Genomic DNA, 14,984 nt, shown 5'->3' on the forward strand with positions numbered 1-14,984 from the left:
AGAGCACTGTCGATCTCGGCTCCCTCGGACCGGTCGGCAGATCGGCCACCGAAGTCCGCTCCCGCCATTTGGCGACGGTCTTCTGGTTGATTCCGTAGCGTTTCGCCAGCGCCCTCAGGCTCTCTTGACTATGCTGTATCGCTCGACGGACCGCCTCTGTCGTCGTGGCGCTCCCATGAAGAACCTGGCCCATAGTGCATCCCCTGTTTCGGCCAACAAGGATGCCCCATCAAAGCCTGGGATCAAACAGCTAGGTAACGGCAACGCTCTACGCAAAGCCCGCGACAGCGTTCTTCGTTGACAGGGAAAAAGATGGGAGGAGAATGAGTTTTCTCGTTCTCCGACGCGTCGCCCTCCAACAGAAGGACGCCCACGATGACGATCGCAAGGAAACTTCAAGACTACATGGCCGGCAAGGGCATCCACTACGATACCGTTGCCCATCACCGAACCTCGACCAGCAGCCAGACGGCGCAAGCAGCCCATGTTCCAGGCCGCAGGCTCGCCAAATCGGTGCTGCTCCACCATGAAATGGGCTACGCCCTGGCGGTGGTTCCGAGCAGCCACCGGGTCGAGCTCAACACGCTGCAGGACGTGATCGACAAGCGTCTCGGCTTGGCCTCCGAAGACGAGGTCGGCCAGCTGTTCAACGACTGCGACATCGGCGCCGTGCCGCCGGTGGGGGCAGCCTATAACGTGCCGGTGATCCTCGACGAAAGCTTCGGCGCGGAAGGCGATGTCTATTTCGAGGCTGGCGACCACAAGACTCTGGTGCATGTCACGGGCGGCGACTTCCGCAACCTGCTGCAAGATGCGCGCATCGCACGTTTCAGCCATCCGGCATGATCAAGCATCCGCCCCATAAAAGGGGCGGGTGGCGTTCTTTGGTTTGATGGCAAAGCCGACGGCTGGATAGGCCGCCGGCTTGAACGAAGTCAGGTTGTGCGCTTGCGCGACTTCGTGACCGGTGCTGGGGCCGGCTCGATCAGCTTGCGGTAGAGGTGCCAGGTCGAGTGGCCGAGCACTGGCAGGACGATCGCCAGGCCAACGAGAAGCGGTATCGACCCGACAACCAGGGCCGCGGCCACGATCAGGCCCCAGAGCAGCATCGGAACCGGGTTGGCCATGATCGCCCGCGCCGAGGTCTCGACCGCCGCATAGGCGCCGATGTCGCGATCAAGCAGCAGCGGGAAGGCGATGACCGTCGTGCTCAACGCGATAAGGGCAAAGACAAGGCCGATGAGGTTGCCGAGGATCATCAGCGTCCAGCCGCGCTGGGTGGTCAGCACGTCGTTGATGAAGCTGGAGTAGGTCGCGGGTGCCGTGTCGCCATAGAGCCAGGCGTAAAGCGCGTGAGCGGTCAAAAGCCAGGCCACGAACAGGGCCATCAGCATGATGCCGAGGACGGCGATGGCCGGCATGGCGGGCGATTGCCTGACCTCGAAAGCATGCTTCCACGAGGTGTCGAGGTTTTTCTCGCGCCTGCGGCTGATCTCATAAAGGCCGATTGCCGCGAATGGTCCAAGTAGCGCAAAGCCGGTCACCAGCGGGTAGATCAGCTGCAGCGCGTTGCCGCCTGAGGTCCATGTGATGAGGAACACGCCTACGACCGGATAGATCAGGCACAAAAAGACATAGTGCGAGGGTTTGTTCCAAAAATCTTCAAATCCCCGTCGGAGCGCGTCAAAGACATCCGAGACGCCAATGCGACGTATAGCGGGATGTTCGACGTTGCTGCCAGTGCCTGCTGCGTAGACGTGGAAATTTGCCATGAACCATTCCTCCGGGATCGGGTCCGGTTGGGGTCGCGGCTCGCGGTGCTGCCGTCCAGCGTGTCTGGTCACGCGAAACCGCGACCTGCACCGCCCGGGAGCATACTATTCATCTCAGGGTTTGTCGCCCCTGCGGCGCCGCGCATGCCTCAACAACGCGCGGCGAGGCAGCACTTTGAATACGTCTTTTAGATGTGCTGGGAGATGTGCTGGCATCGAGATGCCGCAGCGGAATGGCGCATGGCGCGTTTGTTTGCGCAGCGCTAATATCGTTCGCGTCGACGGGAAGCGCCGGCCAGAGTGAGGAGATAGCCATGAGACTGACCGCATGGGGCGCACAAGCCCTTCTTGCAGCTTCGGTTCTAGCCACAAATCCGGTTCATGCGGCGGGCGACGCGGCCGCCGGCAAAAAAGTCTTCACCAAATGCATGGCCTGCCATGAGGCGGCGGTCGAAAAAGACAAGGTCGGCCCATCGCTGCATGGTGTCATCGGCCGCACCGCAGGCACACTGCCGAGCTTCCAGGCGAAATATTCCGACGCCATGAAAAAGGCCGGTGCTGGCGGTCTCGTCTGGGATGAGACCAACATCGCTGCCTATATGAAAGCTCCGAAAGACAAAGTGCCCGGCAACAAGATGGCCTTTCCCGGTCTCAAGGACGATACCGACATCGCCAATGTGATTGCCTATATCGAAGAGGTGTCGAAGTAGCGAAGCCGCACAAGCAGCCACATTTTTCTTCGGACTGGATGATCGCTTGCCAGGTCGCCATGTGGCCGGAAGAGCTTTTGCCGATTTGCCGGTGGTAGCGTGCCCCTGATCAGGGAAGTGCGTCACGCATCGTGCCCGCAAGATGTAAGTTTCTATGCTTGCCGCGAAGATTTTAACTTGCTAACATTGTATGAAATCGGTATCGCTTAGTTATACTGCGTACACTGGTTTTAATTCACTTAGTTATCATTGCCTTCTCTTGGAGGGGAAACTGCGGCTTGCTTGGGGGGGCTAGGCAGCCGCATCATTTCCTTTGGTGGTTTTCTCTCAGTCCGGCGCGTCGAAATCGGGCGTCACAGCTGCGATGTTGTAGGCTTCAAGGCGCGCAACCGGGGCATCCGCGGCATCGAAACTCRGGATCGTTGCAGTCCCTGGCGTCACAGGAACGACACGCGAAGGCGGCAGGCCGAGGAAGGCGTGGCAGGCCGCGCGGATGACGCCGCCATGGACAATGGCAAGCGTGTCGCCATTGCACTTCCTCAAACAGTCCCTCAATCCTTCAACGATGCGGGCGCAGAAATCCGCCCAAGGCTCGCCCTTGTCGGGCGTAAACGTGCCGGCGCGCCAGGCCAGATATTCGTGTGGCCGCTCCGCCTCGAGCTCGTGCTTGATGCGCCCGGTCCAGTTGCCCATGTCGATCTCGCGCAGCCGCGGGTCGAGCGGGGCGTCGCCATAGCCGAGCAGGTGTGCCGTCTGGCGCGTACGGCCAAGGTCGGAAACGACGACCTGATCAGGCGCCATGGCCTTGGCGAAGGTAGCGAAACGCTGGACCTGCTTGATGCCGCGTGGCGACAAAGGCGCGTTGTCGTGGCCCTGGAGCCTGTGTTCGGCATTCCAGGTGGTCTCGCCATGGCGCACCATTACCAATCTCATCAGCTAATCCTTTCACCAGTCATTGCAAAAACCGCGCTCGGCTCGCCTAGGAAACTGAGGCGTATCTGATCGCCGATCGCGGCTCGGAAATATCCATCGGCCATGGCGGTAAGCCGCCGCCCGCCAGAAAAGGCCGTCACCATCGTGCGCCCGGCAATCGGCGCCGCCTCCTCAAAACGTGCCGTGATCGAGGGCCGTCCAGGCACTTCGCCCACCATCAGGTCGTGAGCGCGATAGAGAAGCTGGACACCGTCAAGTGCTTCGGCTCGCATGGCATCCGCCAAGCGCAGCCCTTCATAAATGAGGCCGTCGCCGCTGTTTGAAACTTCGATCAAATTGGCCGGGGGCGTGCCAAGGAAGGTGGCGACAAAGGTGGTGCGCGGGTTTTCCAAAAGCTCCAGCGGCGCGCCGAATTGCTCGACCTTACCGTTGTTGAGTACCGCGACGTGGCTCGCCATGGTCATCGCCTCGACCTGGTCGTGGGTGACATAGACCGAGGTCGCGCCGGTGGCACGGTGGATGCGCATCAGTTCACTACGCATTTCGATGCGCAGCTTGGCGTCGAGATTGGACAGCGGCTCGTCGAACAACAGGATACTCGGCTTGGGGCCGATGGTACGGGCGATCGCCACGCGCTGTTGCTGGCCGCCAGATATCTCGGCGGGGTAGCGCTCCTTGAGCGCGGTGATGCCGAGCAGGCCAAGCACTTCGTCGACGCGCGCGGCGCGATCGGCCTTGTTCCAGCGCGCGACCTTGAGCGGCCATTCGATGTTGCCGGCAACGGTCATGTGCGGCCACAGCGCGTAGCTCTGGAAGACGAGACCGGCGTCGCGCGCTCCGGCATCAGCTACCAGGCCGCGCGCGCCGTCCGAGACGGTGCGACCCATGAAGGCCATTTCGCCTTCGCTCGGCGTTTCAAGCCCCGCCAGCATGCGCAGCAAAGTGGACTTGCCGCAGCCGGAAGGGCCGACAAGCACCAGGAACGCACCTTGTGGCACCGAGATATCGACGTTGTCGACGGCGGTGAAACCGCCGAAACGCTTGGTGATGTTGCGGATCGCAATCGCTGGCGCGGATGTGGAGTTTGTCTTGCTCATGCGGATTTCCACTTCTGGACGCGGTTCTGCAGGCGGTGCGCCAAAAGCGTGGCGACGACGCAAAGGACGAGGATCACCATGGTGATGGCGTTGGCGAACTGCATGAAGCCTTCGGCGGCGTAGCGGTAGGCGAGCATGCTGAGCACGGGCGATGTCGAGGTGAACAGCAGCACCACCAGCGACAGGTCGCGCACGATCTTGACGAAGACCAGCAGCGCCCCGGCGAGCAGGCCGCGAATGGCGAGGGGCATGATGATAGCGCCCATGCGACGGAAGAAACCGGCGCCGGTCAGCCGCGCGCTTTCTTCGATGTCGGCCGAGATCTGGCCGAGCACCGAGCGGCCGGACTGAACCGCGTAAGGCAGTAGATGGGCAGACGCCGCGAGCACCAGGAGCATGAAGGTGCCGTAAAGCGACGGCAGCGGCCCGATGGGTGCGCCGAACAGCGCGATATAGGCGGCGGCAAAGGCGATGGAGGGGATCAGTATCGGCGTGAACGACACCTGGCCGAGTAGGGTCGCCAGCACGCTGCCCTTGTTGCGGGCGATGGTGTGGGCAAGCGCCAGGCCGAGCGCCATAGTGGTGATCGCCACGGTGACGGCGAGCTTCAGCGTCATCCACAAGGCCTCGATCAGCACCGGGTTGCGGAAGATGCCAGCCTGGCCCTGGGCCATGTCGGTGCCGCCTTCGCCGATCCAGAAATGCGTCGTCCAGTTGGAAAACAGCGAGCCATTCTGCAGCGCGAAGCTGGAAGCGGTGAGGATCAGCGCCGGCAGGAAGGTGGTGAGCAGGCAAAGCAAGACGGCGAGTGCGAAGAGCGGCCAGCGCCATTTGCCGAGCGCAAAGCGCTTGGTGCGGCCACCCTTGCCGGTGACGGTGACGAAGTTCTTGCGGCCGGCGACCAGCCTTTCGCCGAGCCACAGGAACGAGGCGGAGACGACGATCAGCAGCAGCGCGATGACGAAGCCACGCTCGGTCTGTCCGGTTTCGATCATGCCAAACAGGCGGGTCGATAATGTCTGCATCCTGACCGGCAGGCCGAGCAGGGCAGGGGCGGCAAAATTGGAAACAGCGCCAGCGAAGGTCAGCGAAGCCGCGGCGACCAGCGCGGGTGTCACCACAGGCAAGATGATGCCGAAGAAGATGCGCGCGCGCTTCGCGCCCGCCACTTGGGCTGCTTCGACAAGGTCTGCGCCGATGGAACTTAATGCAGCGGAAATGACGGTGAAGGCGAGCGAGTAGTAGTGCGCGATGAGTACGATCAGCGTTGGAACAAGGCCCCATGCGAGCCAGTCAGGCACGATGTAGCCATTGGCTTCAAAGAAGCCGACCGATCCGCCAAGCCTGCTGTTGCGAAACAGCGCGCCCCAGGCGAGCGCCGCGGCAAAGCTCGGGATCATGAACGGCATGGTGGCGAGCAGGCCGAGGGTTTTGGGCGCCGGCACGTCGGTGAGCATCACCAGCCAGGCGAGGAAGCCGCCCATCAGGACGCAGCCGGCGGCGACGCCAATGCCGAGCAGAACGGTGTTCCAAAGCGGACGCCACCACAGGTTCTCGGACATTTTGGAGGCGAGCACCGCCTGCCAGGCATCGCGGCCTTCGACGGTCAGCGTGGACAGGACGATCTTGACCATAGGTGCGATGACGAGGACCGAAACGATCAGGATCAGGACAATGGGCACGAGCGTTTCGGAGCGCAAAAAGCCTCTCCGGGACAACACGGATGTTGCGACGGCGGACATGACAAACTTTCTCACGAGACAAGAGAGTGGCGACCTGCCGCATCGCCATGTGGCGATACGACTGGCCAAGCGAATGGAGCGGCGCCTCCCCTCGGGGCGCCGCGACCACCTTTAGTTATTGCAGCGTGAGAACTAGATCGGCGATGCGCTTGCGCGCAGCGGCGGTCTTGACCGGATCTATACGCCAGGCCTTGAGGTCCTTCAGCGGCACCGAATCCGCATTGTCCTTGACGGTCGGGCGGACGGCGTAATCGCCGGCGACGTTGAACGGTTCGAAAGCCGGCCCGCCAGTGGCGGAGTCATCGCCCATCATGAAGTCGATCAGCAATCTTGCTGCTGCGGGGCTCGGCGCCTTGTCGACCAGTGCCAGGACTGCGGGGAACAAGATGCCGTTGGTCGGCTCGACATCATTGGCGACCTGCAGCGCCCAGCCTTCCTTTTCATTGTCGCGGCGATCGGAATAGGTGGCGAAGCCAACCGGCGGATTGGCCGACGTCTTGTCGCCGATGGCCTTGTTAATGGCATCGGAGTTGGGCACCAGCACCAGGTCATTTGCAAACAGGTCGCGGATGAACTGCTCGCCGGCGCCTTGCAGGTCGCTGTCGACGGTGATCGGCTTGCCGAACTGCGCTTCATAAGCCTTGGCCATCTCGTCGGGCCGAAGCGAGAATTCGACCAGCAGATCAAGCAATTCGCCGCGCTGCATCGGGTCGACCATCAGGACGCGGCCCTTCCATTCGGGCGTGGTCAGCTGCCAGAGGTTCTTGACCGGCGCGCCGTTGGGATTGGCGGCTTCGTTGTACATCAGCACCTTGGTCGACAGGCGCTGAGTCAACAGTGGGGCCTTGTATTCGCCGGCAAGCTCACCGGCGACGCGCGGAGGCACGTAGGGAACGACGCGGTTGGTCTTGACCAGGTCCTCATAAACCACAGGGGTGTCGGCTATATAGAGCACGTCGACTGCGTTGACGCCGGCTGTTTGCTCGGCCACGACACGTGCGATCTGCTTGACCGAGCTCATGTCGATGCCGACCAGATCGATGCCCGGATAGGCCTCCTCGAAGGCCTTTTCGACCTTGGCAATGCGGCTCGACAGCGAAAAGACAGTGACCTTGCCTTCCTTCTGTGCGAGCGGCAGCAACTCGGCTGTGCTCATCGCATCGAGTTCGGCGGCGCTGGCTGCCAGAGGCAGCATGGCGACGGCGGCGAAAAGTGTCAGTTTCATCGACTTGAGCATGTTTTCCCTCCCAGGTTTTTCTCAATCGAATTCGTCGAACAGGCCCGACAGGCGCTCGAGCGCGCCCATGACGCGCGTCTGATGCCTGCCGGCAATGGTCAGCAGGATGGCGTTGACGATGGCGAACGGCACCGTCGGTGTCTGGAACTCGCTGCCTGAGCGGCCACGAGGTGCTGCCAGCACCAGATCGGCTTCGGGCTGCATCATGGTGCCGGCCAGATCGGTGACCAGAACGGCCTTGGCGCCCTGGGCATGGCAATGTTCGACGAGCGGAGCGTAGCTGGTCGGCTGCTTGCGGAAAGTGAGCGCCAGCACCAGATCGCCCTTGCGCATGCCGACGACGCGCTCGGCGATGTCGCGGCCGCGGCCTTCGAGAACGATGGTGGTCATGCCAAAGCGGTCGAGCCGGCGGCGCAGGAACTGGGTGATTGACTGGGCGTGGCCTTGGCCAAACAGGAAGATGCGCTCGGCGTCGACGATCATATCCGCGGCGCGGTTGATGCTTTCCTGCGAAACGGCGAGGCGGAGATGTTCGAGCGCTGCGATCTCGCTGCCGATCAGGTCGAGCAGGAAATCGCCATGCTCGACCTTGGCGACGGAGCGGCGCATGCGCTCGGCGGCATCCTGGCTCTCGACCAGCTCGCGCTGCAGCTGCGAGCGCAGTTCGGGATAGCCCTTGAAACCGAGCTTTTGGGCCAGCCGGGTCGTCGCGGCCTCATGGACGCTGGCGCGTTCGGCGAGCCGTGCGCTTGAGAGAAAAGCAGCTTCGGCGGCGTTTTCGAGCAGGGCCGAGACGAGTCGCTGGTCGGCCTCGGTGAGGCGGGTCGAATGGCTCTTGATACGTTCCAGCAATGTCACGATCTTGCACCCATGTTGCATTCGACTCATAGTGTGCAAGGTATCTTGCAGTCAAGTGCAAACGTTTGCAAGATTGGCTTTTCTGTCTTGCAGGCAGGGTGGCTGCGGGCATGAAAAAGACGCCCGAGAGGCGCCTTTGCGTTGGCTATGATGTCAGAAGTGCGAAGAGTCTCACTTGTATTTCATGTATCCGACGAAGCCGGTGATCTTCCAGCGGCCATCGGCCTTCCTGCAGAAGTAGAGCGTCTGCCAGTTCAGCCGGTCATCGGTTCCGTCGGCGCGTTTGATGGTGCCGTCGAATTTCTTGCGCGCCACAGCGACATCGCCGGTGATGTCGATTTCGGTCAGCCGCGTCGCGCGGTGGATGCCCGCCGACAACGGCTCGGCATAGGCGGTTGCAGCCGACTCGGCTGCCTGGCGCAGCCACTCGTCACGGTAGACGGAAAGGGTAGGAAAAGCCGCATCCCAGTCGTCCGGGTTGGCCGAGTTGTGGGCATGGATGCCGAGGAAGCGCTGCTCGTCGAAATCGCCTGCGACCAGGCCCCAATCTTGGGTCACGAAGGCCTCGATGTCGCGGCGCACCAGCATCTCCCAGATGGCGGCGCGGTCGGCGTCGTTGGCAAACGGATTTTCGGCAAGGGTCATGTCAATCACCTAGAGGCAGCCTGGGGTCGTCGACCTTCAGCGTGTTGAGGCTTTGCTTGATGCGGCGCAGACCTTCGAGAACCTTGGTTTCGCGGGTCTCGGCGGTGGCCAATGCGATCATGTCGAGTATGGCGAGAAGCGCGAAGCGCGACGAAGTCGGCTTGTAGATGTTGCCGTCTTCGATCGGCTGGAACGGGATCATCGTGTCGGCCACTTTCGCCAGCGCTGACCCGGGAGCGGTGATCGCTACCGTGCGGGCACCATATTGCCGGGCGACCTGAACGGCATCGATCACCGAGCGGGCATGGCCGGACACGGAGAACGCGACGACCGTGGTTTCGGGCGTAGCGACCGCCGCATACATGCGCTGCAACTGGCCGTCGACCTGGGCGACGACAGACAGGCCCAGGCGGAACAGGCGGTTCTGAAGTTCGGTAGCCATCATCGACGAGATGCCGCCGGAACCCAGGCAAAGGATGTTCTGCGACGCCGACAGCCGCTCTGCGACTGCAATCAGCGTTGCCACATCGAGATTGTCTGAGGCGCGCTGGATTGCGGCGATGGCCGCTTCTGTGACGGCGGAGGCCACGCGCTGCTCGCGGATGTCGCGATTGAGCGGCTCGGGCTTCAGATATTGGCCGCCGATGGCGATCGCCTGAGCGAGGAAGAACTTGAAGTCGCGTACGCCATCGCAGCCGAGGTTGCGGCAGAAACGGGTCACCGTCGGTTCGCTGACGCCGACGCGGGCGGCGATCTCGGAGATGGTGGCCTTGGAGGCAAAGTCGAGATCCGACAGCACCAGGCTCGCCAAGCGCCTGTCGGACTTGGAGCCGTCCTGCGCGGTGAACTGAAGCCGGGTGATGATGTCGGCGATGTTGCTCATACGGGAAGGCCGGTCGCCTTGTCGAACAGGTGGATGTTCTTGGGATCGGCCGTAACCGGCATGGTGTCGCCGGGGCGCACTGAAACCCGGTCGCGGAACACAGCCCGCACCTGCTCGCCGCCGATGGAGCCGTAGATATGGGTTTCCGAGCCAGTCGGTTCGATGACGTCGACCTTGAACTGGAGCGCGTCGGCGCCATTGCCGATGATGAAATGTTCGGGCCGGATGCCTGCCTCGACGGGGCCGCCGAAGGAAGAGGCTCGGCCGCCATTTAGCGACAGCTTTTCGCCGGAAGCGGTCGCAAAATGTGTGCCCGATCCTGAGTTGCCAAGGCTGCCCGAGACAAAACTCATCGACGGCGAGCCGATGAAGCTCGCGACGAATTTGGTCGCCGGCCTGTCATAGAGTTCGAGCGGCGCACCCACCTGCAGGATCTTTCCCTGGTTCATGACAACGATACGGTCGGCCATGGTCATGGCCTCGATCTGGTCGTGTGTCACGTAAACCACTGTCGATTTCAAGCGCTGATGCAGCGCCTTGATCTCGGTGCGCATCTGAACACGCAACTGAGCGTCGAGATTGCTCAGCGGCTCGTCGAACAGGAACACCTGTGGATCGCGCACAAGCGCGCGGCCCATGGCGACGCGCTGGCGCTGGCCGCCGGAAAGCTGGCGCGGATAACGGTCGAGATAGGCGTGAAGGTTGAGGATCGCGGCGGCGTCCTTGATCTTCTTGTCGATGGCAGCTGATGACTCGCCCCGGATTTTCGGGCCAAAGCCGATATTTTCCGATGCGGTGAGATGCGGAAACAGCGCATAAGACTGGAAGACCATGGCGATGTTGCGCTTCTGCGGCGGCAGGTCATTGGCGCGTACGCCACCGATCAAAAGGTCGCCATGGGTAATTGGCTCGAGGCCGGCCAGCATGCGCAAAAGCGTGGACTTGCCGCAGCCGGAGGGGCCGACAAGCACCACGAACTCGCCGCTGTCGATGTCGAGGTTGATGTCTTCGAGCACTTTGTGCTGGCCGAACGACTTGGAGAGGTTGCGGAAGGCAACGCCGGTCATTGTCTCACGCTCCCAGAATGTCGTCGATGAAAGGCAGGCATCCGGCTGTCAGTCCCGCATCGACGGGCAGCACAGCACCGGTGATGCCCGACGCCCGGTCGGAGGCGAGGAAGGCCACTGCTTCGGCCACTTCACGCGTGTCGACGATGCGGCCGAGCGGATAAAGGCGCTGCAGCTTGCCGAGGATGGCAGCGTCCTTGGCGAGGCGATGGTCCCAGGCGGGTGTGCGGATCGAGCCGGGGCAGACGACGTTCGCGCGGATGCCCTGGCGGCCATGTTCCACAGCGATCGCACGGGCAAAGGCGTTGATGCCCGCTTTCGCCGCCGCATAGGCCGGGTTGCCGAAATGCGAAAGCGCGTTGACCGAGGAGATGAAGACGAAGGAGCCCGAGCCGCGCGCGATCATCGGCTTGAGCAAGGCGTTGGTCAGGCTGGTGACGCCGGTCAGATTGAGGTCGATCTCGGTTTCGATGCTGTCTTGAGTCAGCGCGGGCATGGTCTCGGCGCGTGTCCAGCCGGCATTGTTGATGACGATGTCGGGGATGCCCTCGGCTTCGATCAAGGCGCGCATCGCAGGCTCGATGCTTGTCCTGTCCAGCAGGTCGAAGGCATGGCGCGTGGCGAGACCGAGCCCGTTCATCGCCTCGATGGTCTGGTCACAGCCGATGATGCGGGCGCCACGTGCGGCGAAAATCTCGACCAGTGCCCGCCCGACGCCACCGCCTGCGCCGGTGATCAATACGGATTTCCCGTTGAATTCGCTGTCTAGCGTCACTGGTGGGCTCCCAAGCGATCTTGGCCGCTTTCAAGCTTCAGGATTATGGTCGAAAATGTAATTAAGCAACAACAAAAGAGGCTTGATATGGCCAGAATGCCGGATAATGTAAGAAAGTCACTTATCAGATGGCGCGCAAAAGTGCCTAGGGAACGGGCGTTGACCCGTGGGAGCAAGGGAACACTGAAATGGCGATTGCAACGTGGAAAACCGGCCTCCTGGCCGGACTGAGCGTACTGGCGCTGGCGGCGCATGCCCATGCCGGCGAGGTGCGTGTGACGGTTGCCGAATACAGCTCGAAGACCGGCCCCTATTTCCAGGAGGTAGAAAAGGCATTCGAGGCGGCCAATCCGGGCATCGACGTCAAGTTCGAGGTCGTGCCGTGGGATGTGCTGCTGCAGAAGCTGACCACCGACATCACCGCCGGCACCAATGCCGATCTGTCGATCATCGGAACGCGCTGGCTGATCGATTTTGTCCAGCAGGGTATTGCCGAGCCGCTCGACGGCTACATCAATGACGAGTTCAAGGGTCGTTTCATCGACACCTTCATGTCGCCCTCGGTGATGGACGGCAAGACCTACGGCCTGCCGATCGCAGCTTCCGCGCGGGCGATGTATTACAACAAGGAATTGCTGGAGAAGGCCGGTTTCGCCAACCCGCCGGCAACCTGGGCCGAACTCAAGGACGCCGCCGCCAAGATCAAGGCGCTCGGTGGCGAAAACTACGGTTTTGGCCTGCAGGGCAAGGAGATCGAGACCGACGTCTATTATTATTACGGCATGTGGTCGCAAGGTTCCGAGATCCTCAAGAAGGACGGCACGTCGGGCCTCGACAGCCCCGGTGCCATCGAGGCGGCGAAACTCTACAAGTCGATGATCGACGAGGGGCTGACCCAGCCGGGCGTCACCTCCTACGCCCGTGAAGACGTCCAGAACCTGTTCAAGCAGGGCAAGGTCGGCATGATGATCACCGCACCCTTCCTGTCCAACCAGATCAAGGAAGAAGCGCCGAACCTTAAATACGGCGTCGCCGCCATTCCGGCCGGCCCGACTGGCGCGCGCGGCACCTACGGTGTCACCGACTCGATCGTCATGTTCTCCAATTCGAAGAACAAGGACGAGGCCTGGAAGCTGCTCGACTTCCTGTTCCAGACCGACTGGCGCGCCAAGTTCACCCAAGGCGAAGGCTTCCTTCCGGTCAACAAGGAAGAGGCCAAGATGGATTACTATGTGAACAATGCCGATTTGGCTGCGTTCACGGCGCTGTTGCCCGATGCGCGTTTTGCGCCGGTCATCCCCGGTTGGGAAGAGGTGGCGCAGATCACCTCGGACGCGGTCCAGAAGGTCTATCTAGGTGAGGGCGATCCCGAAGCCATCCTCAAGGAAGCAGCGGCCAAGGCCAACGGCATCCTGAAGAAGTAGCTTCGCTTGCTGTGAAAGGCGGCGTGTCGATGACTTCGATGCGCCGCCGCTTTCAGACGCTGACCTCGCGTTCCTGCCAAGGCTCTCATGCACAATCGCGCACTGCCATATCTGCTGACGCTGCCGAGCCTGATCCTGGCCGCGGTGGTGATCTTCTGGCCGGTCCTCGACCTGATCCAGATCGCGACGCATGACGTCAGCCGTTTCGGCCAGCTGCGCGATTTCAGCGGAGCGGAGAATTTCCGCGCTCTGCTTGCCGATCCGGATTTCATCAAGGCGGTGCTGCGCACCGGCGTCTGGACCGTCGCGGTGGTCAGTGGAGCGTTGCTGGTGTCGATCCCGGTGGCGATCATCCTCAATGCGGATTTCTACGGCCGTTCGGTGGCGCGCGTCGTCGTCATGTTGCCTTGGGCAGTGTCGCTGACCATGACCGCCATCGTCTGGCGCTGGGCGCTGAACGGCGAAAGCGGCATGCTCAATTCCGCCCTGCGCGGGCTCGGCCTTGTCGACCAGAATATCCAGTGGCTGGCCAGTGCCGCGACTGCCTTTCCGATGCAGATCATGATCGGTATCCTGGTGACGGTGCCGTTCACCACCACCATCTTTTTGGGCGGATTATCATCGATCCCCGACGATCTTTATGAGGCGGCGGCACTGGAAGGGGCGGGGCCGGCGCAGCAGTTCAGGCGCATCACCCTTCCCTTGCTCAAGCCCTTCGTCAACATCGCGATCGTGCTCAACACGATCTACGTCTTCAACTCGTTCCCGATCATCTGGGTGATGACGCAGGGCGGACCGGCCAACTCGACCGACATCCTCGTCACCCATCTCTACAAGCTCGCCTTCCGCATCGGCAAGCTGGGCGAGGCCTCTGCCGTGTCGCTGGTCATGTTGGCGATCCTGCTCGTCTTCACCGCGATCTACATACGACTTGCCATGCGGGGAGAACGGGCATGATGTCTCCCAAGCTCAAGCGCACTGTCATCGCCTGGCTGCTTCTGGCGCCGCTCGTCGTCGTCACGCTGTTTCCGTTCGCGGTGATGTTTTTGACCGCCGTCAAGCCGGCTCAGGAAGTGCTGACGCCGAATTGGTGGCCGAGCGAGTTCCGCTGGCGCAATTTTTCGGAGATGTGGGTGGCGGCAGGCTTCGGCCGGGCGCTGTTCAACTCGCTCCATGTCTCGCTCATCGCCACCATCGGCGCGATCCTCGTTTCGATTCCGGCGGCCTATGCGATGTCACGCTTCCGCTTCGCCGGCCACGGTGCCTTCCGACATTTCCTGCTCATCTCGCAGATGATCTCGCCGATCGTGCTGGTGCTCGGCCTGTTTCGCCTGCTCGCTTCCTTCGGCCTGGTCGAAAGCCTCAATGCGGTCGGCGGCGTCTACATGGCCTTCAACGTCGCTTTCACCGTGTGGATGCTGCAGAGCTATTTCGACACCATTCCGCGTGACCTTGAAGAAGCCTCATGGATGGAAGGCGGCAGCCGCTGGCTCACCTTGCGCAAGGTGTTCTTGCCGCTGTGCGTGCCGGCCATCGCCGTCACCGCCATCTTCACCTTCATCAACGCGTGGAACGAATTCGTCGTGGCGCTGACCATGCTGCGCAGCCAGGAAAGCTACACGCTGCCGATCCAGGTATTTTCGCTGGTCGCCGGCCGCTACACGGTCGAATGGCACTACGTCATGGCCGCCACGCTCGTCGCCACCGTGCCGGTCGCCGTACTTTTCGTCTGGCTCCAACGCTATCTCGTCCGTGGGCTTGCGCTCGGGGCGGTCAAATGAACGGAGCCGGGCAACAAGCCTGCTTCGCACAACCATCACAACCATAAAGAAACGAACTGA

The 14,984-nt window shown here is 61.9% G+C and carries 15 protein-coding genes and 1 pseudogene; 5 read left to right on the plus strand and 11 right to left on the minus strand.

The annotated features are described in order from the left end of the window. Positions 1-193 (minus strand): annotated as a pseudogene (locus AC1DWF_RS10385) (IS481 family transposase); the annotation flags it as partial. A 182-nt stretch (positions 194-375) separates the two neighbouring features. On the opposite strand from AC1DWF_RS10385, the gene AC1DWF_RS10390 reads away from it, so the two are divergent. Next, positions 376-846, plus strand: a complete 471-nt coding sequence (locus tag AC1DWF_RS10390) for an aminoacyl-tRNA deacylase (RefSeq protein WP_476785062.1) — start codon at positions 376-378, stop codon at positions 844-846. An 89-nt stretch (positions 847-935) separates the two neighbouring features. Here the strand turns inward: AC1DWF_RS10390 and AC1DWF_RS10395 are convergent, their stop codons facing one another. Beyond that, positions 936-1,772: a DUF2189 domain-containing protein gene (locus tag AC1DWF_RS10395; protein ID WP_476785063.1), complete on the minus strand. Its 837-nt coding sequence runs from the start codon at positions 1,770-1,772 to the stop codon at positions 936-938. Between the two features lie 314 nt (positions 1,773-2,086). On the opposite strand from AC1DWF_RS10395, the gene AC1DWF_RS10400 reads away from it, so the two are divergent. Further along, positions 2,087-2,482: a c-type cytochrome gene (locus AC1DWF_RS10400; protein ID WP_476785064.1), complete on the plus strand. Its 396-nt coding sequence runs from the start codon at positions 2,087-2,089 to the stop codon at positions 2,480-2,482. Between the two features lie 327 nt (positions 2,483-2,809). On the opposite strand, the gene AC1DWF_RS10405 is transcribed toward AC1DWF_RS10400, so the two are convergent. From AC1DWF_RS10405 to AC1DWF_RS10445, 9 genes are all read right to left on the minus strand, one after another. After that, positions 2,810-3,415, minus strand: a complete 606-nt coding sequence (locus AC1DWF_RS10405; RefSeq protein ID WP_476841661.1) for a histidine phosphatase family protein — start codon at positions 3,413-3,415, stop codon at positions 2,810-2,812. Then, positions 3,415-4,512, minus strand: a complete 1,098-nt coding sequence (locus AC1DWF_RS10410; RefSeq protein ID WP_476785066.1) for an ABC transporter ATP-binding protein — start codon at positions 4,510-4,512, stop codon at positions 3,415-3,417. The genes AC1DWF_RS10405 and AC1DWF_RS10410 overlap by 1 nt, the downstream gene beginning before the upstream one ends. After that, positions 4,509-6,254 carry an ABC transporter permease gene (locus tag AC1DWF_RS10415; protein WP_476785067.1) on the minus strand — a complete coding sequence of 582 codons (1,746 nt, stop codon included), beginning with the start codon at positions 6,252-6,254 and terminating at the stop codon, positions 4,509-4,511. Before AC1DWF_RS10415 ends, AC1DWF_RS10410 begins: the two co-directional genes overlap by 4 nt. Before the next feature lie 115 nt (positions 6,255-6,369). After that, positions 6,370-7,491 carry an ABC transporter substrate-binding protein gene (locus tag AC1DWF_RS10420; protein WP_476789479.1) on the minus strand — a complete coding sequence of 374 codons (1,122 nt, stop codon included), beginning with the start codon at positions 7,489-7,491 and terminating at the stop codon, positions 6,370-6,372. Positions 7,492-7,512: 21 nt separating this feature from the next. Beyond that, positions 7,513-8,349 (minus strand): MurR/RpiR family transcriptional regulator, encoded by an 837-nt coding sequence (locus tag AC1DWF_RS10425; protein ID WP_476784448.1) that lies wholly within the window; start codon positions 8,347-8,349, stop codon positions 7,513-7,515. A gap of 171 nt (positions 8,350-8,520) precedes the next feature. After that, positions 8,521-8,994 (minus strand): hypothetical protein, encoded by a 474-nt coding sequence (locus AC1DWF_RS10430; RefSeq protein ID WP_476784449.1) that lies wholly within the window; start codon positions 8,992-8,994, stop codon positions 8,521-8,523. A gap of 1 nt (position 8,995) precedes the next feature. After that, on the minus strand, positions 8,996-9,877 hold the full coding sequence (locus AC1DWF_RS10435; protein WP_476784450.1) for a MurR/RpiR family transcriptional regulator: 882 nt from the start codon (positions 9,875-9,877) through the stop codon (positions 8,996-8,998). Next, complete coding sequence (locus AC1DWF_RS10440; protein ID WP_476784451.1) at positions 9,874-10,944, minus strand: ABC transporter ATP-binding protein; 1,071 nt, start codon at positions 10,942-10,944, stop codon at positions 9,874-9,876. Before AC1DWF_RS10440 ends, AC1DWF_RS10435 begins: the two co-directional genes overlap by 4 nt. 4 nt (positions 10,945-10,948) lie before the next feature. After that, positions 10,949-11,719: an SDR family oxidoreductase gene (locus AC1DWF_RS10445; RefSeq protein WP_476784452.1), complete on the minus strand. Its 771-nt coding sequence runs from the start codon at positions 11,717-11,719 to the stop codon at positions 10,949-10,951. Positions 11,720-11,907: 188 nt separating this feature from the next. On the opposite strand from AC1DWF_RS10445, the gene AC1DWF_RS10450 reads away from it, so the two are divergent. The 3 genes from AC1DWF_RS10450 (at position 11,908) to AC1DWF_RS10460 (ending at position 14,924) form a co-directional block, all read left to right on the plus strand. Further along, entirely contained in the window at positions 11,908-13,143 is a 1,236-nt protein-coding gene (locus AC1DWF_RS10450; RefSeq protein ID WP_476784453.1) for an ABC transporter substrate-binding protein, read from the plus strand. 87 nt (positions 13,144-13,230) lie between these two features. After that, the gene (locus AC1DWF_RS10455; protein WP_476784454.1) at positions 13,231-14,100 is read left to right on the plus strand and encodes a carbohydrate ABC transporter permease; all 870 of its coding nucleotides are present in this window, start codon (positions 13,231-13,233) and stop codon (positions 14,098-14,100) included. After that, entirely contained in the window at positions 14,097-14,924 is an 828-nt protein-coding gene (locus tag AC1DWF_RS10460) for a carbohydrate ABC transporter permease (RefSeq protein ID WP_476788409.1), read from the plus strand. The genes AC1DWF_RS10455 and AC1DWF_RS10460 overlap by 4 nt, the downstream gene beginning before the upstream one ends. Positions 14,925-14,984 lie beyond the last annotated feature (60 nt).

Source organism: Aminobacter sp. P4_D5, assembly GCF_056401815.1.

Coding starts and splice junctions, on each gene's coding strand:
- AC1DWF_RS10390 (WP_476785062.1), top strand. CDS start 376: ATGACGATCGCAAGGAAACTTCAAGACTACATGGCCGGCAAGGGCATC.
- AC1DWF_RS10395 (WP_476785063.1), bottom strand. CDS start 1,772: ATGGCAAATTTCCACGTCTACGCAGCAGGCACTGGCAGCAACGTCGAA.
- AC1DWF_RS10400 (WP_476785064.1), top strand. CDS start 2,087: ATGAGACTGACCGCATGGGGCGCACAAGCCCTTCTTGCAGCTTCGGTT.
- AC1DWF_RS10410 (WP_476785066.1), bottom strand. CDS start 4,512: ATGAGCAAGACAAACTCCACATCCGCGCCAGCGATTGCGATCCGCAAC.
- AC1DWF_RS10415 (WP_476785067.1), bottom strand. CDS start 6,254: ATGTCCGCCGTCGCAACATCCGTGTTGTCCCGGAGAGGCTTTTTGCGC.
- AC1DWF_RS10420 (WP_476789479.1), bottom strand. CDS start 7,491: ATGCTCAAGTCGATGAAACTGACACTTTTCGCCGCCGTCGCCATGCTG.
- AC1DWF_RS10430 (WP_476784449.1), bottom strand. CDS start 8,994: ATGACCCTTGCCGAAAATCCGTTTGCCAACGACGCCGACCGCGCCGCC.
- AC1DWF_RS10435 (WP_476784450.1), bottom strand. CDS start 9,877: ATGAGCAACATCGCCGACATCATCACCCGGCTTCAGTTCACCGCGCAG.
- AC1DWF_RS10440 (WP_476784451.1), bottom strand. CDS start 10,944: ATGACCGGCGTTGCCTTCCGCAACCTCTCCAAGTCGTTCGGCCAGCAC.
- AC1DWF_RS10450 (WP_476784453.1), top strand. CDS start 11,908: ATGGCGATTGCAACGTGGAAAACCGGCCTCCTGGCCGGACTGAGCGTA.
- AC1DWF_RS10455 (WP_476784454.1), top strand. CDS start 13,231: ATGCACAATCGCGCACTGCCATATCTGCTGACGCTGCCGAGCCTGATC.
- AC1DWF_RS10460 (WP_476788409.1), top strand. CDS start 14,097: ATGATGTCTCCCAAGCTCAAGCGCACTGTCATCGCCTGGCTGCTTCTG.